This is a genomic window from Pseudomonas sp. Pmew2, assembly GCF_058129885.1.
Map to the genome: position 1 here is coordinate 2,477,637 of NZ_CM176702.1, position 22,533 is coordinate 2,500,169.

The following is a 22,533-nucleotide window of genomic DNA, read 5'->3' on the forward strand; positions in this document are numbered from 1 at the left end:
CTCAACCCTCGCGCAGCACGGTCAACGGGCTGACGTTCAGTGCGCGGCGTGTGCCGAATACGCCAGCGCCACCCACCAGTAGGGCACCGATTACCGGCAGCAGCAGTAGCCACGGATGCGGCTGCCATTCCAGTGAGAAGGCGTAGCGGTACAGCACGAAGCTCACCAGCTCACAGCCCAGCGCCGCCAGCACGCCGCTTGCAGCCCCCAGCAAACCGAATTCGATGCGCCGTGACTTGATCAGCAGTGCTCGCTCTGCGCCGAGTGCACGCAGCAGCGCGCCCTGACGGATGCGTTCGTCCAGGGTCGCCTGCAACCCTGAGAACAGCACGGCAATACCGGCCGCCAGCACAAACAGCAGCACGAATTGCACGGCCAGCGTAACCTGATCAAGAATACTGCGCACCTGCGCCAGCAAGGCCTCCACTCCCAGAATACTGATCGACGGGTAGGCCCGCGACAGTTCGACAATCTGTTTATCCTGGCCAGGCGGCAAGTAGAAGCTGGTCAGGTAAGTGGTGGGCAAATCAGCCAGAGTGCCAGGCTGGAAGATCATGAAGAAGTTGGGCTGGAAGGTATCCCAGTTCACGTCCCTCAGGCTGGTGACTAAGGCTTCACGCGTCAGGCCACCGACAATGAAGCTCAGGCGGTCGCCCGGCTTGATCTTCAGGCTTTCGGCCAGCTTGGTCTCGATCGATACCCCGGGCGTCGCGTCGCTCTGGCCTGAGGCCGGCAGCGCCTTCCACCAGTTACCGGCAGTCAGGGTATTGCCTTCGGGCAAATCGGCGGCCCAGGTCAGGCTAAGGTCGCGGCGAGTGGCGTTTTCACCACGCGAGTCCTTGGTCACGAAGTTGCCCACCGGTTCACCGTTGATGCTGGTCAGACGTCCCGGCACTACCGGGTAGAGCGGAGCCGAGTGGGTGGACAGCTTGCTCAGGGTCTGGGCGAAGTTTTCTTTCTCTGATGGCAACACATTGAGCACGAAATAGTTTGGTGCGTCCTTGGGCAGCTGGTTTTGCCAGGTGTCGAGCAGTTCACCGCGCAGCAGCGCGATCAAACCCATCGACAGCAGGATCAGGCCGAAGGCCAGAGATTGACCGGCAGCGGCCAGCGGGTAACGCAGCAGTTGCCCCAGGCCCAGCCGCCAGGGCAGCGACGCACCGGCCAGCAGGCGGCGCAGGCTGTTAAGCGCCAGCAGCAACAGGCTGCCCAGTATCAGCGCGGCGACGACGCCACCGCCCAACAGGGCAAAGGTCAGCACCAGGTCCAGGCTCAGGCGCCACATGATCAGGCCCAGCGCGAACAGCGCCGCGCCATACACCAGCCATGAGCTGGCGGGAATCGGCAGCATGTCACGGCGCAGCACGCGCAGCGGCGGCACGCGACCCAGTGCTGCCAGTGGCGGCAGGGCGAAACCGGCCAACGCCACCAGCCCGGTGCCCATGCCTGCCAGCGCAGGCAAAAGGCCGCCCGGTGGTACGGCGGCCGGCAACAGATTCTGCAGCAGTGCAAATAATCCCAATTGCGCCAGCCAGCCCAGCAGCGCGCCGCTCAGGCTGGCCAGCAGGCCGATGATCGCCAGTTGCAGGCTGAACAGGGTCATGGTCTCGCCGCGTGACAGGCCCAGACAGCGCAGCAGGGCGCTGGCATCGAAGCGCCGTGCGGCAAACCTGGATGCCGAAAGCGCCACGGCAACGCCTGCCAGCAGTACGGCCACCAGGCTCGCCATATTCAGATAACGTTCAGCCTTGCCCAGCGCGCCACCAATCTGCTGACTGCCATCGCGGGCGTCCTTGATTTCCTGATGCGGTTCCAGAGTCGGCTCGATGGCTTTACGGTAGGCGGCCAGCGCTTCGGGCGGGCCGCTCCACATTTCCCGGTAACTGACTCGGCTGCCCGGTTGCACTACGCCGGTAGCGGCGAGATCCTTGAGATTTATCATCACCCTCGGGGTCAGGCTGTAGAAGTTGCCCGCACGGTCTGGCTCGTACGTCAGTACCCGAGTCAGTTTCAGGGTTTTCGAGCCGACGTCGATATCATCACCGACCTTCAGATCAACGGCTGGAAACAGTCGCGCCTCGGCCCAGGCTTCACCGGGCCTGGGGCCGCTGCCAGCCTGCTCGGTCTGATACAGGTCCGCTGCGCTTTTAAGCTCGCCGCGCAGTGGGTAAGCGTCATCCACTGCTTTGATGCTGGACAATTGGATACCGGCATCGGTGGCGATCACGCTGGAAAAGATCACGATCTGCGCTTGCTTGAGTTGCAGGCGCTTGCCTTCCTCGACCTGCTCGGCGCGCGCCGGGCTGGAACCCTCCAGAATCAGATCAGCGCCAAGAAACTCGGTTGCCCGCAACAGCATTGCGCCGTTCAGGCGCGCACCGAAATAACCGATGGCGGTGCTGGCAGCCACGGCTACCAGAAGGGCAAAGAACAACACCCGCAACTCTCCGGCGCGTGCATCGCGCAGCAGTTGGCGGGCGGCGAGGCTTAGCAGACGGGCAAAAGGCAAACGTGCCATCAAGGCTCCAGCGGGGCGACCAGTCGGCCCCCTTCAAGACGGATCAGGCGGCGGCAGCGATGCGCCAGACGCTCATCGTGAGTCACCAGCACCAGCGTGGTGTTGCGCTCCTTGTTCAGTTCGAACAGCAGGTCGCTGATACGCTCGCCAGTGTGGCTGTCCAGGTTGCCGGTGGGTTCGTCGGCAAACAGTACGTCCGGGTCGGCGGCAAACGCGCGGGCGATGGCGACACGTTGTTGTTCGCCTCCGGACAACTGACGCGGTGTGTGGGTCAGGCGCTGGCCAAGGCCTACGCGCTCCAGCAGGTCGCGAGCCTTTTCGCGGGCGTCCTTGCGGCCTTCAAGCTCCATCGGCAACATGACGTTTTCCAGCGCATTGAGGCTGTCGAGCAACTGGAATGACTGAAATACAAAACCGACGTGCTCGGCGCGTACTCTGGCGCGCTGGTCTTCATCCAGCTCACTCAGGTTGCGGCCCGAGAGGATGACCGAACCGGAGCTGGGCAGGTCAAGCCCGGCAAGCAAGCCGAGCAGGGTGGATTTGCCCGAACCGGATGCACCGACGATGGCCAGTGTGTCGCCCTTGTTTAGTTCCAGGGAGAGTTCGTGCAGGATGATCAGGTCACCTTCGGTGCTGGGGACTACTTTGCTGAGGCTTTGGGCACTGAGAATACTTTCACTCATGGAGAATCCGATGCGTGCGTTGTTTTTAAGTGCTGGCCTGGGGTTACTGCTGCTGTCACAGGGCGCGTTGGCGGGCACGGTATTGATCGTTGGGGATAGTATCAGTGCGGCTTTCGGACTGGATACCCGCGTAGGGTGGGTCAGCCTGCTGGAGCAGCGTCTGAGCAAGGAGGGATTCGACGACAAGGTGGTCAATGCGTCGATCAGTGGCGACACCAGTGCCGGGGGCCAGGCGCGTTTGCCTGCGCTGCTTGCAGAGCATAAGCCGGAACTGGTTATTCTCGAATTGGGTGGCAACGACGGACTGCGTGGCCAGCAGCCCGCTCAATTGCAACAAAACCTTTCATCGATGATCGACAGCTCTCGGGCAGCCGGTGCGAAAGTGTTGCTGCTCGGTATGCAGATACCGCCTAACTACGGGCCGCGTTACACCAACGCGTTCAAAGAGGTTTACAGCAACCTGGCCGAGCAGAAAAAAGTCCCGTTTGTGCCCTTCTTTCTGGAAGGTGTGGGCGGAGTGCCCGAACTGATGCAGGCTGATGGTCTGCATCCGGCGGCGGCTGCTCAGGGCAAGTTGCTGGAAAATGTCTGGCCGAGCCTGAAACCGCTGCTTTGAGGCTTTCCCGGACGGGGGCTTTCGGCTAATGTGGCGCCCCCGATCTGGAGCCCCCCATGCCGCGTCCCGCCTGGTCCCTGTATGCCTATCAAATGCTTGAGCCCCATGAGCAGCTGGATCTGTTCGCCTGTCAGGAAGTGCGCGTCCATCTGATTGCTCGCCAATTGGAGCTGGGCGGCTCGATCGACCGGACGTTGTGTGGCACGTTGTTGCCTGCCCAGCCGCAGATGCGCGCCGTCGAACTGCAAGCCATGCGCGATGAGCGCCTGTGCCCGCTGTGCAAGGCCATCATGGATGCGCAGCGCAGGGGCATGAACCCGATCTGGCCTGAACTCTAGCTGTCATGACTGCCTGAAGGCCAACCGCAGATATCCCCGATCCTGCAAGGGCCGGTGTACACTTCAGGTCCTGTTTCCATCTCTTTAGTCGTTACCCGAAGGATCTTCCCGGATGTTGTCGCGCATACCAGCCGTTACCCGCTGTCTGTCGCTTGCTGCTCTGTGCGCGGCGAGCTCTGTCCATGCTCTGGAATTTCCGTTGCCGCCGCCCGGCGAGGACATCGTGGGCCAGGTGCAGGTCATCAAGGCCAAATACGAGGACACCTTTGCCGATCTGGGCACAAAATACGATCTGGGTTATCTGGAAATGATCGCGGCCAACCCTGGTGTTGACCCATGGTTGCCGGGTGCAGGCAAGGACATCGTGCTGCCGACCCGCTTCATTCTGCCGCCGGGCCCGCGCGAAGGGATAGTCATCAACCTTGCCGAGTACCGCATGTACTACTACCCCAAAGGGCAGAATGTCGTGCACACCTATCCGCTGGGTGTCGGTCGTGAAGGCTGGGGTTCGCCCATCGGGGTGACCAAGGTAACGGCCAAGACGCCAAACCCGACCTGGACGCCACCTGCCTCGATCAAGGCCGAACATGCCGCCGATGGTGATCCGCTGCCTGACGTAGTGCCTGCCGGTCCGGATAACCCGCTGGGGCCGTTCAAATTCGGTCTTGGGCTTTCCGGCTATCTGATCCACGGTTCGAACAAGAAGTTCGGTATTGGCATGCGCACCAGTCATGGCTGTTTCCGCATGTACAACAACAACGTGCTGGAACTGGCCGACATGGCTCCGGTCGGTACGACCGTGCGAATCATCAGCGAGCCCTACAAATTCGGCATCAGTGGCGGCAAGGTTTACCTTGAAGCACACACACCGGTCGATGATCTGGGCAACCCGTCGGTTGTCGACAAGCACACTGCGGTCATTAATGCGTTGCTCAAACGTGACGACCTGGCCAACAACCTGCGCATGAACTGGGACGTAGTACGTGATGTAGTTGCGGCCGAAGACGGCATGCCGGTGGAAATCGCAGAACCGGGCAAAGCGCCTGCGAGTGCTGAAGAGCCTGTGATTTTTCAGTAGTCCTCGTTATGTATAACGACGCTAGAGCGAGCGCTACGATAACCTCAGCTATGGTGCGCCGCTTCACGTCACATCTGTGCTGCAGCGCAACGTAGTGTCATGCCCGCAATCACTGTACATAGATAAAGCGTTTTGTTATCGCGGTGGCACTGACGACGCAGAGTGCGACGTTAGTGACGGCGGCCCCCGGATCAGTGACAGGGCGAAGGGATCCGACGAAGTCGGGCCGGAAACAGGAGCGAAGGACTTTGCTCACTTTGGTCCCTCAAAGTGAGTCGCCGAGGGGCGAAAAGGTGACCTGAGTCGAACGTCAATCCACCTGAAACCACAGAACCGCTTTGTGACGCGGAGCGTCAAGAACTGCATTCCCACGCGGAGCGTGAGGAACGAGCGGCGTCTGGGATAACAAAGGTGACCTGAGTCGAACACCAGTTCACCTGACATCGCAGAACCGCTGTGTGACGCGGAGCGTCAAGAACTGCATTCCCACGCGGAGCGTGAGGAACGAGCGGCGTCCGGGATAACAAAGGTGACCTGAGTCGAACACCAGTTCACCTGACATCGCAGAACCGCTGTGTGACGCGGAGCGTCAAGAACTGCATTCCCACGCGGAGCGTGAGGAACGAGCGGCGTCCGGGATAACAAAGGTGACCTGAGTCGAACACCAGTTCACCTGACATCGCAGAACCGCTTTGTGACGCGGAGCGTCAAGAACTGCATTCCCACGCGGAGCGTGAGGAACGAGCGGCGTCCGGGATAACAAAGGTGACCTGAGTCGAACACCAGTTCACCTGACATCGCAGAACCGCTGTGTGACGTGGAGCGTCACGAACTGCATTCCCACGCGGAGCGTGAGGAACGAGAGGCGTCTGGGATAACAAAGGTGACCTGAGTCGAACACCAGTTCACCTGACATCACAGAACCGCTGTGTGACGCGAGCGTCACGACTGCATTCCCACGCGGAGCGTGAGGAACGAGAGGCGTCTGGGATAACAAAGGTGACCTGAGTCGAACCCCGATGCACCTGACATCACAGAACCGCTGTGTGACGCGGAGCGTCACGAACTGCATTCCCACGCGGAGCGTGAGGAACGAGCGGCGTCTGGGATAACAAAGGTGACCTGAGTCGAACCCCTATCCACCTGACGTCGCAGAACCGCCGTGTGACGCAGAGCGTCACGAACTGCATTCCCACGCGGAGCGTTAGGAACGAGAGGCGTTTGGGATAACAAAGGTGATCTGAGTCGAACCCCGATCCACCTGACGTCGCAGAACCGCTGTGTGACGCGGAGCGTCACGAACTGCATTCCCACGCGGTGAACTGCCCCCAAGAAGTTGGACACCAATCCGACCTCACGGGGGTGTTCAAATGGGTAAGTATTCAGAGCAGTTCAAGCTCACTGTCGTCAAAGCGTATCTTGAAGACAACATGGGCTTTCGTATGGTAGCCCGCCAGTTCTCGATCGATTTCAGCCTGCTTCGACGCTGGGTCGCTAACTACAAGAGTCATGGTCACACCGGCCATCGCAAGCCTGGTCTTCGATACAGCGAAGCTTTCAAGCGCTCAGTGCTTGAGCACAGGCGTGAACACAAGCTATCGCTCCGTCAGGCCGCTGCGCATTTTGGTATCGGGGATCCCGGCCAAATAGTCATTTGGGAAAAGCGGCATTACAGTAGCGGTACAGCCCCGTATGTTCCTGCCAGAAGAAAGCCTGTCGCCATGCCAAAGAAGCCTTATCCCGCCAAACCAGTAACCGCCGACGATACGCAGAAGACGCGCGACCAGTTGATGAGCGAGCTTGAATATCTGCGCATGGAGAACGCTTACCTAAAAAAGTTGGAAGAGCTGAAGGAGCAGAAACGACGGCAACCGAAAAAGCCCTGAGCATCAAGCAACTGAGGGGCCGGTTCCCGCTTTGCGCTCTGCTGAGGCTGGCGGGCTTGGCACGCAGCACGTTTTACTATCAGGTTCAGGTGCAATCCAGACCCGATCCCTATGCTGCTTTGAAACAGTTAGTCGAAAGCATTTACCACGAGGAGAAAGGCCTTTATGGCGCTCGGCGTATCACGGCGGTCATTCGCACTGCAGGTATTTTGGTCAACAAGAAGGTTGTAGAACGACTGATGGCAGAACTGGGCCTGCGATCAGTGGTGCGCCCCAAAAAATACCGCTCCTATAAGGGCGTAATCGGAACCATTGCGCCGAATTTGCTGGAGCGCAATTTCAGCGCGCAACGCCCGAACCAGAAGTGGGTGACCGATGTGACTGAGTTCAAGGTAGGCAATCGAAAGCTGTATCTCTCACCCGTGATGGACTTGTACAACGGTGAAATCGTGGCGTATGAAGTGTCGACAAGGCCGAGCTTTGAGCTGGTCACCAGCATGCTGGACAAGGCGCTTCAGCAGTTGCAGGACGAGCCGAAGCTTGTGATGCACTCGGACCAGGGCTGGCAGTATCAACACGCGCAGTATCGCCATAAGCTATCGGTACGAGGCGTCAAACAAAGCATGTCCCGTAAGGGCAACTGCCTGGACAATGCGGCAATGGAAAGCTTTTTCGGTACACTGAAATCCGAGTTTTTCTACCTGAAACAGTTTGAAAGCATCGATGAGTTGAAAGCAGGTCTGGATGAGTACATCCACTACTACAACCATGACCGCATCAAGCTGAAGCTCAACGGCCAAAGCCCCGTAAAATACAGGGCTCAGGCGGCAAGCTAAAACCGTCCAACTTTTGGGGGGCAGTTCACGGAGCGTGAGGAACGAGAGGTGTCTGGGATAACAAAGGTAGCCTGAGTCGAACCTCACTATCGTGCCAATCTGTAAGCCATCACCCAGTCAGATAACAGGCATAAAAAAAGCCGACCCGTTGCCGGATCGGCTTTCAATAATCCCGGTGGATTATTACTTGCGGCTAGCTTTGTCCAGCATGCGCAGAGCGCGCTCGTTGGCTTCGTCAGCAGTTTGCTGAGCTTTTTGAGCAGCAGCCAGAGCTTCGTCAGCCTTGCGGTAGGCTTCGTCGGCACGTGCTTGCGAACGAGCTGCTGCGTCTTCGGTAGCTGTCAGACGAGCTTCGGTTTCTTTGGATACGCTGCTGCAACCGGTAGCCAGAACTGCGGCCAGAGCCAGAGCAGAGAATTTCAGAACGTTGTTCATCGTGTTCACCTTCAAGGAATTTTGTTCAAATTAGTCATCTCTCGAAAATGAGAAAACGACCGGCGTACATAGTACCCATTGTTTGTAGTAAGTAAACGGACCCAGCGCAAGAAGCTGCTAAAATTCCCTGCTTTGAAAGTGTTCCGCGTTACTTCTCAAGCGTTCTGTACAAAAACTATCCACTTTCACTGGACCCCCCCGCCCGTATCGGCGGTTCCTCAGGACTCGCTTGAACATCTGCAAAAACCTTGGATGTCTGACTGTCGGTCGGTGCATGGGCATTTCCAGGCGTTTTTAATCCGACTGCGCTTGAGGATATCCGGCAATGGTGCCTACTATCTGAATGTGATGTACGTCGAGATCGGCAATGTTCTTATCCGGTGTCGAAAACAGACACTGGGCGGCGTAGATGTTCCTTCGCCTGAAAAAGACCGGTAAGGTAGGGGTCAAATTCCAAGACCCGCGAGGAGTAGCGATGAGCGAGGCGTTGTCCATCCACCATGACGAAGTCGGCCACCATTTCGAAATCATTATCGACGGCCACCGTGCCTACCTGACGTACATGGATCTCGGCAAGCAGACGCTGGATTTCTACCGGACCTTTGTGCCCGATGCCTTGCGTGGACGCGGTATAGCCGCCGCCCTGACCAAGGAGGCCCTGGACTATGCAGGCAGCATGGGCTACTCCGTCATACCGTCCTGCTCTTACGTCGAGCGATACATGGAACTGCATGACCTGCAGTCCCAGGCGGCCAAGCTCTGATACATCGAGTTTACTGACCGTCAGCATGAAAAACGCCGAGCATATGCTCGGCGTTTTCGTTATTGCAGGTTAATCGGTCAGGCAGTTACTTGCGCTTGCGAGCGGGCAGTACAGTCTTGAGTTTCGCGTGCATGCTGCGCAGGGTTTTTTCAGTGCTTTCCCAATCGATGCAGGCATCGGTAATGGATACGCCGTACTGCAATTCCGACAGGTCCTTCGGAATCGCCTGACAGCCCCAGTTCAAATGACTCTCGACCATCAGGCCGATGATCGATTCGTTGCCTTCCAGAATCTGGTTGGCGACGTTTTCCATCACCAGCGGCTGCAGGGCCGGGTCCTTGTTGGAGTTGGCGTGGCTGCAGTCGACCATGATGTTCGGGCGAATGCCGGACTTGTCAAGGGCCTGTTCGCACAGCGCGACGCTGACCGAATCATAGTTGGGCTTGCCATTGCCGCCGCGCAGTACGACATGGCCGTAGGCATTGCCCTTGGTGGTCACGATCGATACGCCACCTTCCTGATTGATACCGAGGAAGCGGTGCGGGCTCGAGACCGATTGCAAGGCGTTGATGGCAACGGTCAGACCGCCGTCGGTGCCGTTCTTGAAGCCGACTGCCGACGACAGGCCGGAAGCCATCTCGCGGTGAGTCTGGGATTCGGTGGTGCGCGCGCCAATGGCCGACCAGCTGATCAGGTCCTGCAGATATTGCGGGGAGATCGGGTCCAGTGCTTCGGTGGCGGTTGGCAAGCCCATTTCAGCCAGGTCCAGCAGCAACTGGCGACCGATGTGCAGGCCATCCTGGATCTTGAACGAGTCATCCAGGTATGGGTCGTTGATCAGGCCTTTCCAGCCCACGGTAGTACGTGGCTTCTCGAAATAGACGCGCATGACCAGATACAGCGTGTCGGACACTTCTGCCGCCAATGCCTTGAGGCGCTCGGCGTATTCCTTGGCTGCCTTCAGGTCGTGGATCGAGCAGGGGCCGATCACGATGAACAGGCGGTGATCATTGCCATCGAGGATGTTGCGAATCACCTCGCGGCCCTGGCTGACGGTGTGCAGGGCGGCGTCGGTCAGTGGGATGTCGCGCTTGAGCTGATCCGGGGTGATCAGAGTCTCGTTGGAGGCAACGTTAAGGTCGTCAATCGGTAAATCAGCCATCGTGTTACTCATCAGGTCGCGGGTACTGGCCGCCAACGGTACCCCGTGCGGCGGTGCCCAGCAGGTTTGAGCGCAGCGGGGAGCCGAACCTTAGCGCGTTATCGCGCTGTTCGACAATAAGTAAACGAGGTATCGGGCAGGTTACGGGTAACTGCCCGCCGGGCCGCGCTGCTGTATTGCAAGACAATCCGCTGCGACGGATAGTGTATGGCCCGAAATAACCTGACAGCCAAGGGAGAGGTCATGAGTGTTGATTCCCGTCGTCCGCGTGTCGGCGTTATAGGTACCGGTGCCATCGGCGGCTTTTACGGGCTGATGCTGGCGCGTGCCGGATACGACGTGCATTTTCTGCTGCGCAGCGAGTTTGAGGCGGTGGCGCGCGAGGGGTTGCAGGTCAATAGTGCCGTGCATGGCGACTTGCATCTCAAGCCCGTTCAAGCCTATCGCTCGGCGGCTGACATGCCGCCTTGCGACTGGTTGCTGGTTGGCACCAAGAGCACCGGCAACGCCGCGCTGGGTCCGATCATCAGCCAGGCTGCTGCGCCGGACGCCAAAGTGTTGCTGCTGCAGAACGGTCTGGCCGTCGAAGATCAGTTGCGCAGCGTGCTGCCCGACAGCCTGCATATATTGGGCGGGCTATGTTTCGTCTGCGTCAACCGGGTTGCGCCCGGCGTCGTCGCTCATGAAGCCTTCGGCGCGGTCAGTATCGGCTATCACAGCGGCCCGGCAGGCGACGAAGCGAGCCGCATGGCGGTCGTCGAAGCCTGCGCGGCGCTGTTCAAGACGGCCGGCATCGACGCCCCTGTCATGGCTAATCTGCAGCAGGCCCGCTGGCAGAAGCTGGTCTGGAATGTGCCCTACAACGGTCTGTCGGCTTTGTTGCATACCAGTACCAGCCAATTGATGACCGACCCTGACAGTCAGGCATTGATCCAGGCGCTGATGGATGAAGTGGTGCAGGGTGCCCAGGCCTGTGGTCATGCCTTGCCGCCGGGGTTCGCGCAGCATCTGTTTACCGTGACCCAGAGCATGCCGGACTACAGGCCCAGCATGTATCACGACCTGGTCGAGAAGCGGCCACTGGAGCTTGAAGCCATTTACGCCCGGCCCCTCGCAGCCGCGCTTGCCGCAGGGTTTGACATGCCCCGCGTGCGGGCGCTTTATCAGGCACTGGCATTTATTGACCGTGCCAACCGCTCGGCAAACGAGGAATGATTCATGAAAGAGGCTGATGGCCATAAGCTGGTCCTGGCGATTTCATCGCGGGCGCTGTTCGATCTTCGCGACAGCCACGAGGTGTATATGGCCGACGGCGTGGAGGCCTACCGCAAGTATCAGATTGAGCACGAGGATGAGATTCTCGAACAGGGCGACGCTTTCCCGTTGGTTGAAAAACTTCTGAGCCTCAATGCCAGCCTGGACAAGGCGCGCGTGGAAGTGGTGCTGGTGTCGCGCAACAGCGCCGATACCGGCTTGCGGGTCTTCAACTCGATCCAGCATTACGGCCTGGACATCAGTCGTGCTGCCTTTGCAGGCGGACGCAGTCCTTATCCTTATCTGGCGGCGTTTGGCTGCCATCTGTTTTTGTCGACCCACGCCGAGGATGTGCGCAGCGCACTGGATGCCGGTTTTGCTGCGGCGACCATCCTTTCAGGCGGTGCGCGACGTGCAGCCAGCGCCGAGCTGCGTATCGCGTTCGACGGTGACGCCGTGTTGTTTTCCGACGAATCGGAGCGGGTTTACCAGAGCGACGGCCTGGCTGCCTTTCAGGCCAGCGAGCGTGAGTCGGCGCGCGAGCCGTTGCGTGGCGGCCCCTTCAAGCCGTTTCTCGCCGCGCTCTACCAATTGCAGCGCGAGTTTCCCGACGCGAGCTGCCCGATTCGTACCGCGCTGGTCACGGCCCGCTCTGCACCCGCACATGAACGGGTGATCCGCACCTTGCGCGAATGGGACATTCGTCTCGACGAGTCGTTGTTTCTCGGCGGCTTGCAGAAGTCGGCTTTTCTTGAGGCATTTGCCGCCGATGTGTTTTTCGACGATCAGCCCGGTCACTGCGAAAAGGCGCGTGAAGTGGTGGCAACCGGACATGTTCCGCATGGCATCAGCAATGAATTAACGCCGCTTGCCGACGGCAGCTGAGAAGTCTGTCGTCGCAGCCGATGATGCGCTGCTACGCTGAGTCAATCTCCGCCATTCCGGTTGTTCGGGAGGTTGTATGGTTCGTTCGATGCTGTATGCCACAGACCTTGGTCTGTACGCGCCTTATGTAACGCAGCACGCGCTGGCGCTGGCTCGAACGTTCAACGCAGGGCTGTATGTAATCCATGTCGTTGAGCCGATGGGCCTGTTCGCCGAGTCGGTACTGCAGAGCCATCTGGGCGAGGAGGCCTTGAAAGAGCTTCGCGGCAAGGGGGTCAATACGTTTCTGGACGCCATAGAGCAACGAATGCTCGACGGGTTTCGTGAAGAACTGGGAGACGGCCACGCGGACCTCTCCCTGATTCGTACGGTGCGTGTCGTTCAGGGAGAGCCTGCCAGTGTGATTATCGAGCAGGCGCACAAGCTGGAGGTGGATTTGCTGGTGGTGGGCAGTCACAGTCGCAGGATAGAAGAGGGCACCTCGATAGGCCGGACGGCTGCCCGGGTCCTGCAATTTTCCGACGTGCCGGTCTACATGGTTCCGATGATGTTGAAAAAGGAGTGAGGGTAGGGAGAGGAAGGTTCAATTGGTGGTTTTAGTGAAATCGAGCGTGCGATCACCTTACAAAGGTGATAAAAAGTTCTAGAATTATTCGTCTCACCATTAATCCAGTTATATACCGTCGCTGATACCCATAGGGTTTATCTGCTTTGAGGGATACATATGAAGCTCCAACAACTGCGCTACATTTGGGAAGTGGCGCACCACGACCTCAACGTTTCTGCGACGGCCCAGAGCCTTTACACCTCCCAGCCCGGCATCAGCAAGCAGATTCGTCTGCTTGAAGACGAGCTGGGCGTCGAGGTTTTCGCCCGTAGCGGCAAGCACCTGACGCGTGTGACACCCGCAGGCGAGCGGATTATCACCACCGCAGGCGAAATTCTGCGCAAGGTCGAAAGCATCAAGCAGATTGCCCAGGAGTTCTCCAACGAGAAGAAGGGCACACTGTCGATCGCAACCACTCACACCCAAGCGCGTTATGCGTTGCCGTCGGTTATCAGTAATTTTATCAAGCAGTACCCTGACGTGGCCCTGCACATGCATCAGGGCTCGCCAATGCAGATCGCCGAAATGGCCGCTGACGGGACGGTCGATTTCGCTATTGCCACCGAAGCGCTTGAGCAGTTCAGCGATCTGGTAATGATGCCGTGCTACCGCTGGAACCGTTGCGTCGTTGTGCCACAGGGCCACCCGTTGACCAAGGTGCCCAAGCTCACCCTGGAGCTGCTGGCCGAGTACCCGATTGTGACTTACGTATTCGGTTTTACCGGCCGCTCCAAGCTCGATGAAGCGTTCAGTCATCGGGGACTGGTGCCCAAGGTCGTGTTTACGGCTGCGGATGCTGACGTGATCAAGACCTACGTCAGACTGAATCTGGGCGTGGGCATTGTTGCAAGGATGGCGGTAGACGAAGAGGTCGACAGCGATCTGGTGGTCCTGGACGCCAGCGACCTGTTCGAGTCCAGCGTGACCAAGATCGCTTTCCGTCGCGGCACCTTCCTGCGTGGCTTTATGTGCGATTTCATCGAAAAGTTCGCCCCGCACCTGACCCGCGAAGTCATGGCCAAGGCGATTCAGTGCCACAACAAACAGGAAATGGAAGAGCTGTTTGCCAACGTCGAACTGCCGGTGCACTAGTAGCAGCGGCAAGCTTTTGGCTACAAGCCGGAGCCAGAGCCTTACGCGCTCTGACTTGAGGCTCGCAGCTTGAGGCTTGCCGCTCGCAACGTCAGTTGCGCGCTATCAGGTTGCCTGCATGCAGCCCGCATTCCTTCTGCGTGGCTTCTTCCCACCACCAGCGACCTTCGCGTTCGTGCTGGTTCGGCAATACCGGGCGGGTACAGGGTTCGCAGCCGATGCTGATGAAACCACGCTCGTGCAGGCTGTTGTAGGGCAGTTCCAGCATCCGGATGTAGCCCCAGATTTCTTCGCTGCTCATCTGCGCCAACGGGTTGAATTTGTACAGGGTGCGCTCGGCGGTCGAGAACGCGCTGTCGATTTCCAGTGCGGCAACGGCGCTGCGTGTGCCAGGGCTCTGGTCGCGGCGCTGGCCGGTGGCCCAGGCTGTGACGCCAGACAGTTTGCGGCGCAGCGGCTCGATCTTGCGGACGCCGCAGCATTCACCATGACCATCCCGGTAAAAGCTGAACAGGCCTTTTTCCTTGACGAAGGGTTCGAGCTTGCTCTGGTCCGGCGAGATGATTTCGATCTCGATCTTGTAGTGGTCACGGACCTGTTCAATGAAGCGATAGGTTTCCGGGTGCAGGCGCCCGGTGTCGAGACTGAAGACCTTGACGTTTTTGTTCAGTTTCCAGGCCATGTCTACCAGCACGACGTCTTCGGCGCCGCTGAAGGAGATCCATAGTTCATCACCGAAGTGTTCGAAGGCCAGTTTCAGAATGTCTTGGGCAGACTTGTTCGCATAGGTCGTCGCCAGTTCAGCGACGTCGAAAGGTTGGCTCATCAGGCGGCTTCCTAAAATGCAAGAGTGGCGCTTAAGCGCTCGTGATGGCGGCAATGGTAACAAAATCCGCTGTTCAGTGGCCGTTACCAGAGGCTAGAGTGCTGCCTGCGTTGATAGTCAAAGCCTTGAGGAGTGCGCTGTGGAAATTGCCTGTCTGGACCTGGAAGGTGTGCTTGTCCCGGAAATATGGATCGCCTTTGCCGAAAAAACCGGTATCGAATCACTGCGCGCAACCACTCGGGACATTCCCGACTACGACGTCCTGATGAATCAGCGCCTGCGTATTCTCGATGAGCACGGTCTGAAACTGTCGGACATTCAGGAAGTGATCGCCACCCTCAAGCCGCTGGAAGGTGCAGTGGAGTTCGTCAACTGGTTGCGCGAGCGTTTTCAAGTAGTGATTCTGTCCGACACCTTTTACGAGTTCTCGCAGCCGCTGATGCGCCAATTGGGGTTTCCGACCCTGCTATGTCATCGCCTGATCACCGATGAAACCGGCCGTGTCGTCAGTTACCAGTTGCGTCAGAAAGATCCCAAGCGTCAGTCGGTACTGGCGTTCAAAAGCCTGTACTACCGGATCATTGCGGCAGGCGACTCCTACAACGACACCACCATGCTGGGCGAGGCCGATGCCGGTATCCTGTTTCATGCCCCCGACAACGTGATCCGCGAGTTTCCGCAGTTTCCGGCGGTGCATACCTTTGATGAGCTGAAAAAAGAGTTCATCAAGGCGTCGAATCGGGATCTGGCGCTCTAGACGCAGGGCTTACACTTCTGGCTCCTGCGCAAGATCGGACGCGGAGCGTCCAGAAAGGCATGCCAACGCGGAGCATTGGCACGATAGTCGGAGCGAGGTAGGCGTATCGCGCAGGATCTCAGAGCGCCTCAAGCGTTTTCAGCAGCACGCGGACCTTGGTGAAGGTTTCCTGATATTCAGCCTCGCAGCTCGAGTCCGCCACAATGCCGCCGCCGCCCCAACAGGAAATGCGCCCATCCTTGACCAGCAGGCTGCGGATGGCGATTGAACTGTCCATTTCGCCGCGTACGTCCAGGTACATCAACGAGCCGCAATACAGGCTGCGTCGGGTCGGTTCCAGTTCGTCAATGATCTGCATGGCGCGGATCTTCGGCGCGCCGGTTATGGAGCCGCCAGGGAAGCTGCCCGCAATCAGGTCCAGTGCATCGTTGCCAGCGGCCAGCTCCCCGGTCACGCTGCTCACCAGATGATGCACATTGGGGTAGCTTTCCAGGCTGAACAGCTCAGGGACCTTTACCGAACCGATTTTACAGCTGCGGCCCAGGTCATTGCGCAGCAGGTCGACAATCATCAGGTTTTCAGCGCGGTCTTTCTCGCTGGCCAACAGCTCGTTGGCGAACGCGGCATCCTCTGTGGCGTCCGGGCTGCGCGGCCGCGTGCCTTTGATGGGGCGGGTTTCGACCTGTCTGGCGCTGACCCGCACGAAGCGTTCCGGAGATAGGCTCAGGATTGCATCGTGCCCCGGCAGGCTCAGGTAACCGGCGAACGGCGTCGGGCAAGCCGCTCGCAGTGCACAATAAGCGGCCCACGGGTCGCCCGTACACTGCGCCTGAAAGCGTTGCGCGAAGTTGACCTGATAACAGTCACCCGCCTGGATGTAGGCCTGAATACGTTCGAAAGCCTGTCGATAGTGATCCGCGCTGATGCTGGCCTGAAACGGCTGGCTGAGGCGGAACTCCGTGTGCGGCTCAGGGATATAGACAGAGAACAGATCAATCAGCCGTTTGCGCTCGTTTGCGTGCAGGGACGGGTGAAAAATCAGCTGACTGGTCTGCTCCTGATGATCACTGATCAGCGCCCAGGCGTAGAGCCCCAGGCGCGCTTCGGGCAGTTGCAGGTCGTCGACGGCCTGATCCGGTAGCGGTTCCAGGCGTCGACCAAACTCATAGCTCAGATAACCGATCAGGCCGCCAGCGAAGGGCAGTTCGCACCCGTCAGGCAATTGCGCTGTGCCGAGCGCTTTGAGACTGTCGCGCAACCGCTGGAGATAGGTGGCCCCATTCTCGTCATCGGCAACGGTCAGTTCCTGCAGCGGCCATGCACTGAGCAGGTCATATCGGCCGCGCTCGGCGGTCGGCCTGCCGCTGTCGAGCAGCACCGCGCCCGGCGCTTCGCGGATTCGCGCAAAGAACGCGATCGGGTCGGCGCTGTAGGGCAGGGGGTGTATCGAACAGATCGGCATCGTCGAATATCGGTCTTGGAAACGCGGCTGTCGATTGTAGCCTTGCCGATGCGGCAGTCCTAGCGGTATGTCCGTTCAGATGCCGGGCACGTGGCCGAACAGTTCCTGGACAAAGCTGACCCGCTCCTGCGCAGATTCCTGGCGTCCTTCGAGAGCCAGTTGTTCCAGACGCGCCTCGACGGCCTGAGTGCGATGGGTCAGGCCACTGTCATTGGCGATCTGAATGTTCAGGCCGGGACGGGCATTGAGTTCCAGAATCAGCGGGCCCTTGTCCTGGTCCAGCACCATATCGACACCGATGTAGCCCAGACCACACAGCTCGTAACACTCGGCGGCAAGCTTCATGAAACCGTCCCAGTTGGGCAGTTGCACGCCGTCTACCGAATGGGTGGTGTCCGGGTGCTTGCTGATGATGTTGTTCAGCCAGGTGCCTTGCAGGGTGACGCCGGTGGCCAGGTCCACACCGACGCCAATCGCGCCCTGATGCAGGTTGGCCTTGCCACCTGACTGACGGGTCGGGAGGCGCAGCATCGCCATCACCGGATAGCCCATCAGCACGATGACGCGGATGTCCGGCACCCCCTCATAACTGATGCTTTTGAAGATCGGGTCCGGAACAACCCGGTATTCGATCAGCGCCCGGTCACGGTGGCCGCCCAGCGAATAAAGGCCCGTGAGGATGCTGGACACCTGATGCTCGATTTCCGCGTGGCTGATGATGCGTCCCGAGACGGTGCGAAAACGCTCTTCGAAACGGTCGGCGATGACCAGAATGCCGTCGCCGCCTGCGCCCTGGGCGGGCTTGATCACGAAGTCGCTGTGCGCGCCGATGATATCGTCAAGCCGGTCGATTTCCTTTTCCGTGGAAATCACTCCGTACATTTCCGGCACGTGAATGCCTGCCGCGATGGCCCGCTCCTTGGTGATGATCTTGTCATCGACGACCGGATAAAGGCTGCGCTTGTTGTACTTGAGCACATAGTCGGCGTTACGCCGATTGATGCCCATGATGCCGCGGGCCTCAAGCGCCTTCCAGGTCTTCCACCAGCCGATCATTTAGTCTTTTCCTCTTTCAGAAAAGCCTTGAAGCGCATCAGTTCGGTCAGGCGATAGCCACGGTATCTACCCATCGCCAGCATGAAGCCGACCAGTATCAACAGCACTGCCGGGAAGGTGAAAACGAAATAGGTCAGTTCCGGCACGCTCATGATCAGGTGTGCCAACGATGCCGCGAACAGCGTGCCGATCGCGACTTTCATGGCGTGGCTGCCGCCGCGTTCTTCCCAGGTAATCGACAGGCGTTCGATGGTCATGGTCAGGATCACCATCGGGAACAGCGCCACCGAAAGCCCGCGTTCGAGCCCCAGCTTGTGGCTGAACAGGCTGATGGCTGCAATCAGCACCACAACGAAAGTCAGTACAACCGACAGGCGTGGCAGCATTTGCAATTTCAGGTGCTCCAGGTACGAGCGCAATGACAAGCCCAGGGCGGTGATCACCGTAAACAGAATAATGCCGAAGCCCAGTTGGGTTTCGCGGAACGCCAGGGCAATCAGCACCGGCGTGAAAGTGCCCAGTGTCTGCAGGCCGATCAGGTTGCGCAGGATCAGGATGACCAGTACGCCAATCGGGATCATGACCATGACCATGAAGGTCTGCTGGGTTTGCAGCGGCAGCCCGTAGAGAGAATAGGCGAGGAAGTCGGAGTCGGTGCTGGCATCGGTCAGTTTGGCGAGACGCATGGCGTTCATTTCACTGTTATTGAGGCTGAACGTGACTTGCACTTTCTTGCCCCCTTCGACATTGACCAGGGCGTCTTCACCGGTCCACCACAACAGGCGATCATCCGGCAGACCGGCTTCACCGGTATCCGGGTTGAAGTACAGCCATTCCTTGCCATTGAAGCTGCGCAACCAGAGTTCCGGCGTCTGCTGCTCGGCATCCAGGCGAATGGTGTGGGCCTTTTCCAGTGGTACGTGGGCGATCGACAGCAGCAGCTCGGTGACCCGGGCCTTGTTGGAGGCCGAGTTATCACCGGCCAGCAGCAGCTTGACGTTATCGTCATTCAGGTTGTTGACGCGTTTGATGGCCTCGGTGATGAAGGTTTCCACGTCCGCAGAGTGCTGGCGAATGGGGGCCAGCAGTGCCTCGGCTGCAATTTTTTCGGGGCCTTCGACGGTCATGCTGTCGCGAAAGATCGGCCCTTTGACCTTGGGTTTCTCACCGCTGTAGCGCTTGGTCAGTACCAGGCGGTAGTAAAGCGTCTGGTTGCCGGTGGCGCGACGGGCGGACCAGGTGACCTTACGGTTGCCGTCAGCGCGGTTGACGCTGACGCCGTAATTGTTCGAGATGAAGCTTTCATTGAGGCTGATGTAGTCGTGGGCCAGTGGCGGCACGAACATCTGGACCTTCACCGAATCCTTTGGATTGGCGATGAATTCGACTTTGGCGTCGATATTCCACAGGTCATCGGTTTCGTCTTCGGTGACGGGTATGCCGAGCGCCAGTATCTGATAGGCCGTGATCGCGATGCCCAGGGTCACAAGGGCAGTGATCAGGATCTTCAGATGGAGTGTAAGAGAGCGCATGGGTTTACTCTGCGTTTTGAGCGACGGAAGCGCAGCCGGGCTTCCCTGCCGCATATTTAAGACTTGGATCGACCAGCGCATCGAAGCGTTTCAACGCTTCGGAGCCGATCAAAAGCGGATATTGGAAAGCACTTCGGTCAGTCAAGTTCACTTCGATGGTGCGTAAAGCTTCACCCATACAGATATCGAGGTTGATCACCGGACGTGACGAGTATTTGTTTTCTTCATTCGGGTCAACGTCGTCGGCGCGGCGCTTGATCTTGCTGACCCGGGCCAGAGGTCGTTCTATGGGGTGTACATGCTTGCTGTCGCTGGCTATATAGAAGCGCACCCAGCTTTCGCCATTGCGTTTGAAATGCTTGATGTCGCGGGCGCTCAGTGAAGCGGTCTTGGCCCCCGTATCCAGTTTGGCGGCAATCTCGACGTCGATTTCAATGAGGCTGGCGTATTCGTTGAGGCCATAGACTGTCTTGTTGGCGGCCAGGCTGACGCTGGGCAGCAGCAGGCCGGAAAAGAACAGCAGGTAGAGCAGTGTGGGCAGGCTAGTCAGTCTCATAAATCCTGGCGCGATGAGCGAACAACTTCAGGGTCAGGGCGCAAATGGAGTTGACCTGAGGGTGATAGGGCAGGCAGCTCGCAGTCGCCGCTCCGGTGCGGAGCGTGCTGTGCGGACGCGGCGCATTCTAGCATGAAGCCTCGGCGCTGCCAGTGATCAACCTGTATGTCTGTTCAGGTTCTCTCGCAGGAGCCTTTGACGTCCTTTCGATATATTGTCGACAATCCTTTGTTTTGCTTTGACTGGTTTGCGGTTTATGGCTAGATTTGCGTCTTAAAAGGCTAAAGGTGTCGACAATGCTGGGTGCGGTCGAGAAGGCAGTAGCAATCGTTGATGAGTCGGAAACCCTCTCCGAGAACGTTTTCCGACGCATTCAATCCGCTATTGTGAAAGGCGAGATCGCCCCCGGTAGCAAGATCTCCGAACCGGAGCTGGCGCGCACCTACGGCATCAGTCGCGGGCCGTTACGTGAAGCCATTCACCGGCTCGAAGGGCAGCGACTGGTGGTGCGCGTGCCGCACGTCGGCGCCCGGGTCGTCGCGCTCAGCCATGCCGAGCTGATCGAGCTTTATGAGATCCGTGAGTCTCTGGAAGGGATGGCCTGCCGCCTCGCCGCCGAGCGCATGACCCAGGCCGAGATCGATGAATTGCGCGGCGTCCTTGACACCCATGAGCGCGATGCTGCGTTTCAGGCGGGCATCGGCTATTACCAGCAGGAGGGTGATTTCGATTTTCATTACCGGATCATCCAGGGCAGCGGCAATCGTACCCTCAGCCAGATGCTGTGTGGCGAGCTGTACCAACTGGTGCGCATGTACCGCATCCAGTATTCCACAACGCCCAACCGGCCTCGTCAGGCCTTTGCCGAACACCACCGCATTCTCGATGCCATCGCTGATCGCGACGGTGAGCTGGCTGAATTGTTGATGCGCCGCCATATCGGTGCATCCAGACGCAACATCGAGCGCCACTTTCAGGCGGCTCCCGACCGAGGTGAACAATGAGTCACAACAACAGTACTCCCGGCCAGCGTTTCCGCGATGCGGTCGCCAGTGAACAGCCGTTGCAAGTGGTCGGCGCAATCAATGCCAATCACGCGCTGCTCGCAAAACGTGCCGGGTTCAAGGCTATCTACCTTTCTGGCGGCGGCGTTGCAGCAGGTTCACTGGGTATTCCGGACCTGGGCATTACCGGTCTTGAAGACGTGTTGATTGATGTGCGCCGCATCACCGATGTCTGCGACCTGCCACTGCTGGTGGATGTCGACACCGGTTTCGGTTCCTCGGCTTTCAATGTAGCGCGAACCGTGCGCTCGATGATCAAGGCCGGGGCTGCTGCGATTCATATTGAGGATCAGGTGGGTGCCAAGCGCTGTGGGCATCGCCCGAACAAGGAAATTGTTTCGCAGCAGGAAATGGTCGACCGGATCAAAGCCGCTGTAGATGCACGCACTGACGACAGTTTCGTGATCATGGCGCGCACCGATGCACTGGCGGTCGAGGGGCTGGAGTCGGCACTTGAGCGTGCTGCGGCCTGTATCGAGGCGGGCGCGGATATGGTGTTTCCTGAGGCAATCACCGAGCTGGCGATGTACAAGCAATTTGCCAACCGTGCAGGCGTGCCGATCCTGGCCAATATCACCGAATTCGGCGCTACGCCCTTGTTTACCGTCGATGAGTTGCGTGCGGCCGACGTGTCGCTGGTCCTTTACCCGCTTTCTGCCTTTCGTGCCATGAACAAGGCTGCGGAAAATGTCTACGGCGCAATCCGTCGCGATGGCAGCCAGAAGAACGTGGTCGACAGCATGCAGACGCGCATGGAGTTGTACGACGCCATCGACTACCACACATTCGAGCAAAAACTGGACGCGCTGTTTGCGCAGAAGAAAGGGTAAAAGCACATCTGACTATCGTTCCCACGCTTCAGCGCTCAGCGCTATAAAAAAGTATTGGGGAGCCCTTAATCAGGGCTTCAGGCTTCTGCCCGAAGGGCGTGGGAGCGAACTTGTTCGCGAATACGGTGTTTCAGGCTATACATTTTTGGCGATCATACCTGCCCTTTCGCGAACAAGTTCGCTCCCACGGCCTTCGGCCAGAATCAAAAGCGGATTTGTGTACAACGATGAGCACTCCGGCGTTGGCACGATAGCCAGAGTCAGTCCAACATCAAAAAAACAAAATTGGAGAGAACC

Annotated in this window: 21 protein-coding genes; 12 read left to right on the forward strand and 9 right to left on the reverse strand. The window is 58.7% G+C overall.

What is annotated here, in order from left to right:
- Position 1 precedes the first annotated feature (1 nt).
- A complete protein-coding gene (locus AC4ANK_RS11135; protein ID WP_031598287.1) occupies positions 2-2,518 on the reverse strand; it encodes an ABC transporter permease in 2,517 nt (838 codons plus the stop codon).
- Positions 2,518-3,201 (reverse strand): ABC transporter ATP-binding protein, encoded by a 684-nt coding sequence (locus AC4ANK_RS11140; RefSeq protein WP_002553014.1) that lies wholly within the window; start codon positions 3,199-3,201, stop codon positions 2,518-2,520. The genes AC4ANK_RS11135 and AC4ANK_RS11140 overlap by 1 nt, the downstream gene beginning before the upstream one ends.
- A gap of 10 nt (positions 3,202-3,211) precedes the next feature.
- Here AC4ANK_RS11140 and AC4ANK_RS11145 point away from each other — a divergent pair, with 10 nt between their 5' ends.
- From AC4ANK_RS11145 to AC4ANK_RS11160, 4 genes are all read left to right on the forward strand, one after another.
- Complete coding sequence (locus AC4ANK_RS11145; RefSeq protein ID WP_004664750.1) at positions 3,212-3,817, forward strand: arylesterase; 606 nt, start codon at positions 3,212-3,214, stop codon at positions 3,815-3,817.
- Between the two features lie 56 nt (positions 3,818-3,873).
- Entirely contained in the window at positions 3,874-4,155 is a 282-nt protein-coding gene (locus AC4ANK_RS11150) for a hypothetical protein (protein WP_002553016.1), read from the forward strand.
- 112 nt (positions 4,156-4,267) lie between these two features.
- Positions 4,268-5,233: a L,D-transpeptidase family protein gene (locus tag AC4ANK_RS11155; protein ID WP_002553017.1), complete on the forward strand. Its 966-nt coding sequence runs from the start codon at positions 4,268-4,270 to the stop codon at positions 5,231-5,233.
- 1,370 nt (positions 5,234-6,603) lie between these two features.
- Positions 6,604-7,955 (forward strand): IS3 family transposase gene (locus tag AC4ANK_RS11160; protein WP_095077641.1). Its coding sequence is split into 2 segments (ribosomal slippage): positions 6,604-7,063 and positions 7,063-7,955, totalling 1,353 coding nucleotides; the frame shifts between segments, so codons are not numbered across the junction.
- A 183-nt stretch (positions 7,956-8,138) separates the two neighbouring features.
- On the opposite strand, the gene oprI is transcribed toward AC4ANK_RS11160, so the two are convergent.
- Positions 8,139-8,390, reverse strand: a complete 252-nt coding sequence (oprI, locus tag AC4ANK_RS11165; protein ID WP_002553018.1) for an outer membrane lipoprotei OprI — start codon at positions 8,388-8,390, stop codon at positions 8,139-8,141.
- 475 nt (positions 8,391-8,865) lie between these two features.
- On the opposite strand from oprI, the gene AC4ANK_RS11170 reads away from it, so the two are divergent.
- Positions 8,866-9,153, forward strand: a complete 288-nt coding sequence (locus AC4ANK_RS11170) for a GNAT family N-acetyltransferase (RefSeq protein ID WP_002553019.1) — start codon at positions 8,866-8,868, stop codon at positions 9,151-9,153.
- 85 nt (positions 9,154-9,238) lie between these two features.
- Here AC4ANK_RS11170 and AC4ANK_RS11175 read toward each other — a convergent pair whose 3' ends face one another.
- Positions 9,239-10,315, reverse strand: a complete 1,077-nt coding sequence (locus tag AC4ANK_RS11175; protein WP_002553020.1) for a 3-deoxy-7-phosphoheptulonate synthase — start codon at positions 10,313-10,315, stop codon at positions 9,239-9,241.
- A 243-nt stretch (positions 10,316-10,558) separates the two neighbouring features.
- Here AC4ANK_RS11175 and AC4ANK_RS11180 point away from each other — a divergent pair, with 243 nt between their 5' ends.
- The 4 genes from AC4ANK_RS11180 (at position 10,559) to cysB (ending at position 14,153) form a co-directional block, all read left to right on the forward strand.
- The gene (locus AC4ANK_RS11180) at positions 10,559-11,530 is read left to right on the forward strand and encodes a putative 2-dehydropantoate 2-reductase (RefSeq protein ID WP_002553021.1); all 972 of its coding nucleotides are present in this window, start codon (positions 10,559-10,561) and stop codon (positions 11,528-11,530) included.
- A 3-nt stretch (positions 11,531-11,533) separates the two neighbouring features.
- Positions 11,534-12,454, forward strand: a complete 921-nt coding sequence (locus AC4ANK_RS11185; RefSeq protein WP_002553022.1) for a 5'-nucleotidase — start codon at positions 11,534-11,536, stop codon at positions 12,452-12,454.
- A gap of 76 nt (positions 12,455-12,530) precedes the next feature.
- The gene (locus AC4ANK_RS11190; RefSeq protein ID WP_002553023.1) at positions 12,531-13,019 is read left to right on the forward strand and encodes a universal stress protein; all 489 of its coding nucleotides are present in this window, start codon (positions 12,531-12,533) and stop codon (positions 13,017-13,019) included.
- Positions 13,020-13,178: 159 nt separating this feature from the next.
- On the forward strand, positions 13,179-14,153 hold the full coding sequence (cysB, locus tag AC4ANK_RS11195) for an HTH-type transcriptional regulator CysB (protein ID WP_002553024.1): 975 nt from the start codon (positions 13,179-13,181) through the stop codon (positions 14,151-14,153).
- Positions 14,154-14,244: 91 nt separating this feature from the next.
- Here the strand turns inward: cysB and AC4ANK_RS11200 are convergent, their stop codons facing one another.
- Positions 14,245-14,979 carry a phosphoadenylyl-sulfate reductase gene (locus tag AC4ANK_RS11200; protein ID WP_002553025.1) on the reverse strand — a complete coding sequence of 245 codons (735 nt, stop codon included), beginning with the start codon at positions 14,977-14,979 and terminating at the stop codon, positions 14,245-14,247.
- A 139-nt stretch (positions 14,980-15,118) separates the two neighbouring features.
- Between AC4ANK_RS11200 and thrH the strand changes: the two genes are divergently transcribed.
- Entirely contained in the window at positions 15,119-15,736 is a 618-nt protein-coding gene (thrH, locus tag AC4ANK_RS11205) for a bifunctional phosphoserine phosphatase/homoserine phosphotransferase ThrH (RefSeq protein ID WP_002553026.1), read from the forward strand.
- A gap of 118 nt (positions 15,737-15,854) precedes the next feature.
- Here the strand turns inward: thrH and pabB are convergent, their stop codons facing one another.
- From pabB to rloA, 4 genes are all read right to left on the reverse strand, one after another.
- Positions 15,855-17,198, reverse strand: a complete 1,344-nt coding sequence (gene pabB / locus AC4ANK_RS11210) for an aminodeoxychorismate synthase component I (protein WP_002553027.1) — start codon at positions 17,196-17,198, stop codon at positions 15,855-15,857.
- A gap of 75 nt (positions 17,199-17,273) precedes the next feature.
- Positions 17,274-18,251, reverse strand: coding sequence for an alpha-L-glutamate ligase-like protein (locus AC4ANK_RS11215; protein WP_161794680.1), 978 nt, complete (start codon positions 18,249-18,251; stop codon positions 17,274-17,276).
- Positions 18,251-19,786 (reverse strand): osmotic stress tolerance membrane protein RloB, encoded by a 1,536-nt coding sequence (rloB, locus tag AC4ANK_RS11220; protein ID WP_002553029.1) that lies wholly within the window; start codon positions 19,784-19,786, stop codon positions 18,251-18,253. The genes AC4ANK_RS11215 and rloB overlap by 1 nt, the downstream gene beginning before the upstream one ends.
- A gap of 4 nt (positions 19,787-19,790) precedes the next feature.
- Positions 19,791-20,342 carry a retropepsin-like aspartic peptidase RloA gene (gene rloA, locus AC4ANK_RS11225; RefSeq protein WP_002553030.1) on the reverse strand — a complete coding sequence of 184 codons (552 nt, stop codon included), beginning with the start codon at positions 20,340-20,342 and terminating at the stop codon, positions 19,791-19,793.
- Between the two features lie 296 nt (positions 20,343-20,638).
- Between rloA and AC4ANK_RS11230 the strand changes: the two genes are divergently transcribed.
- Both AC4ANK_RS11230 and prpB read left to right on the forward strand, forming a co-directional pair.
- On the forward strand, positions 20,639-21,346 hold the full coding sequence (locus tag AC4ANK_RS11230; protein WP_002553031.1) for a GntR family transcriptional regulator: 708 nt from the start codon (positions 20,639-20,641) through the stop codon (positions 21,344-21,346).
- Positions 21,343-22,236, forward strand: coding sequence for a methylisocitrate lyase (gene prpB, locus AC4ANK_RS11235; protein ID WP_002553032.1), 894 nt, complete (start codon positions 21,343-21,345; stop codon positions 22,234-22,236). The genes AC4ANK_RS11230 and prpB overlap by 4 nt, the downstream gene beginning before the upstream one ends.
- The last annotated feature ends 297 nt before the right edge of the window (positions 22,237-22,533 follow it).

Coding starts and splice junctions, on each gene's coding strand:
- AC4ANK_RS11135 (WP_031598287.1), bottom strand. CDS start 2,518: ATGGCACGTTTGCCTTTTGCCCGTCTGCTAAGCCTCGCCGCCCGCCAA.
- AC4ANK_RS11140 (WP_002553014.1), bottom strand. CDS start 3,201: ATGAGTGAAAGTATTCTCAGTGCCCAAAGCCTCAGCAAAGTAGTCCCC.
- AC4ANK_RS11145 (WP_004664750.1), top strand. CDS start 3,212: ATGCGTGCGTTGTTTTTAAGTGCTGGCCTGGGGTTACTGCTGCTGTCA.
- AC4ANK_RS11150 (WP_002553016.1), top strand. CDS start 3,874: ATGCCGCGTCCCGCCTGGTCCCTGTATGCCTATCAAATGCTTGAGCCC.
- AC4ANK_RS11155 (WP_002553017.1), top strand. CDS start 4,268: ATGTTGTCGCGCATACCAGCCGTTACCCGCTGTCTGTCGCTTGCTGCT.
- oprI (WP_002553018.1), bottom strand. CDS start 8,390: ATGAACAACGTTCTGAAATTCTCTGCTCTGGCTCTGGCCGCAGTTCTG.
- AC4ANK_RS11170 (WP_002553019.1), top strand. CDS start 8,866: ATGAGCGAGGCGTTGTCCATCCACCATGACGAAGTCGGCCACCATTTC.
- AC4ANK_RS11175 (WP_002553020.1), bottom strand. CDS start 10,315: ATGGCTGATTTACCGATTGACGACCTTAACGTTGCCTCCAACGAGACT.
- AC4ANK_RS11180 (WP_002553021.1), top strand. CDS start 10,559: ATGAGTGTTGATTCCCGTCGTCCGCGTGTCGGCGTTATAGGTACCGGT.
- AC4ANK_RS11185 (WP_002553022.1), top strand. CDS start 11,534: ATGAAAGAGGCTGATGGCCATAAGCTGGTCCTGGCGATTTCATCGCGG.
- AC4ANK_RS11190 (WP_002553023.1), top strand. CDS start 12,531: ATGGTTCGTTCGATGCTGTATGCCACAGACCTTGGTCTGTACGCGCCT.
- cysB (WP_002553024.1), top strand. CDS start 13,179: ATGAAGCTCCAACAACTGCGCTACATTTGGGAAGTGGCGCACCACGAC.
- AC4ANK_RS11200 (WP_002553025.1), bottom strand. CDS start 14,979: ATGAGCCAACCTTTCGACGTCGCTGAACTGGCGACGACCTATGCGAAC.
- pabB (WP_002553027.1), bottom strand. CDS start 17,198: ATGCCGATCTGTTCGATACACCCCCTGCCCTACAGCGCCGACCCGATC.
- rloB (WP_002553029.1), bottom strand. CDS start 19,786: ATGCGCTCTCTTACACTCCATCTGAAGATCCTGATCACTGCCCTTGTG.
- rloA (WP_002553030.1), bottom strand. CDS start 20,342: ATGAGACTGACTAGCCTGCCCACACTGCTCTACCTGCTGTTCTTTTCC.
- AC4ANK_RS11230 (WP_002553031.1), top strand. CDS start 20,639: ATGCTGGGTGCGGTCGAGAAGGCAGTAGCAATCGTTGATGAGTCGGAA.
- prpB (WP_002553032.1), top strand. CDS start 21,343: ATGAGTCACAACAACAGTACTCCCGGCCAGCGTTTCCGCGATGCGGTC.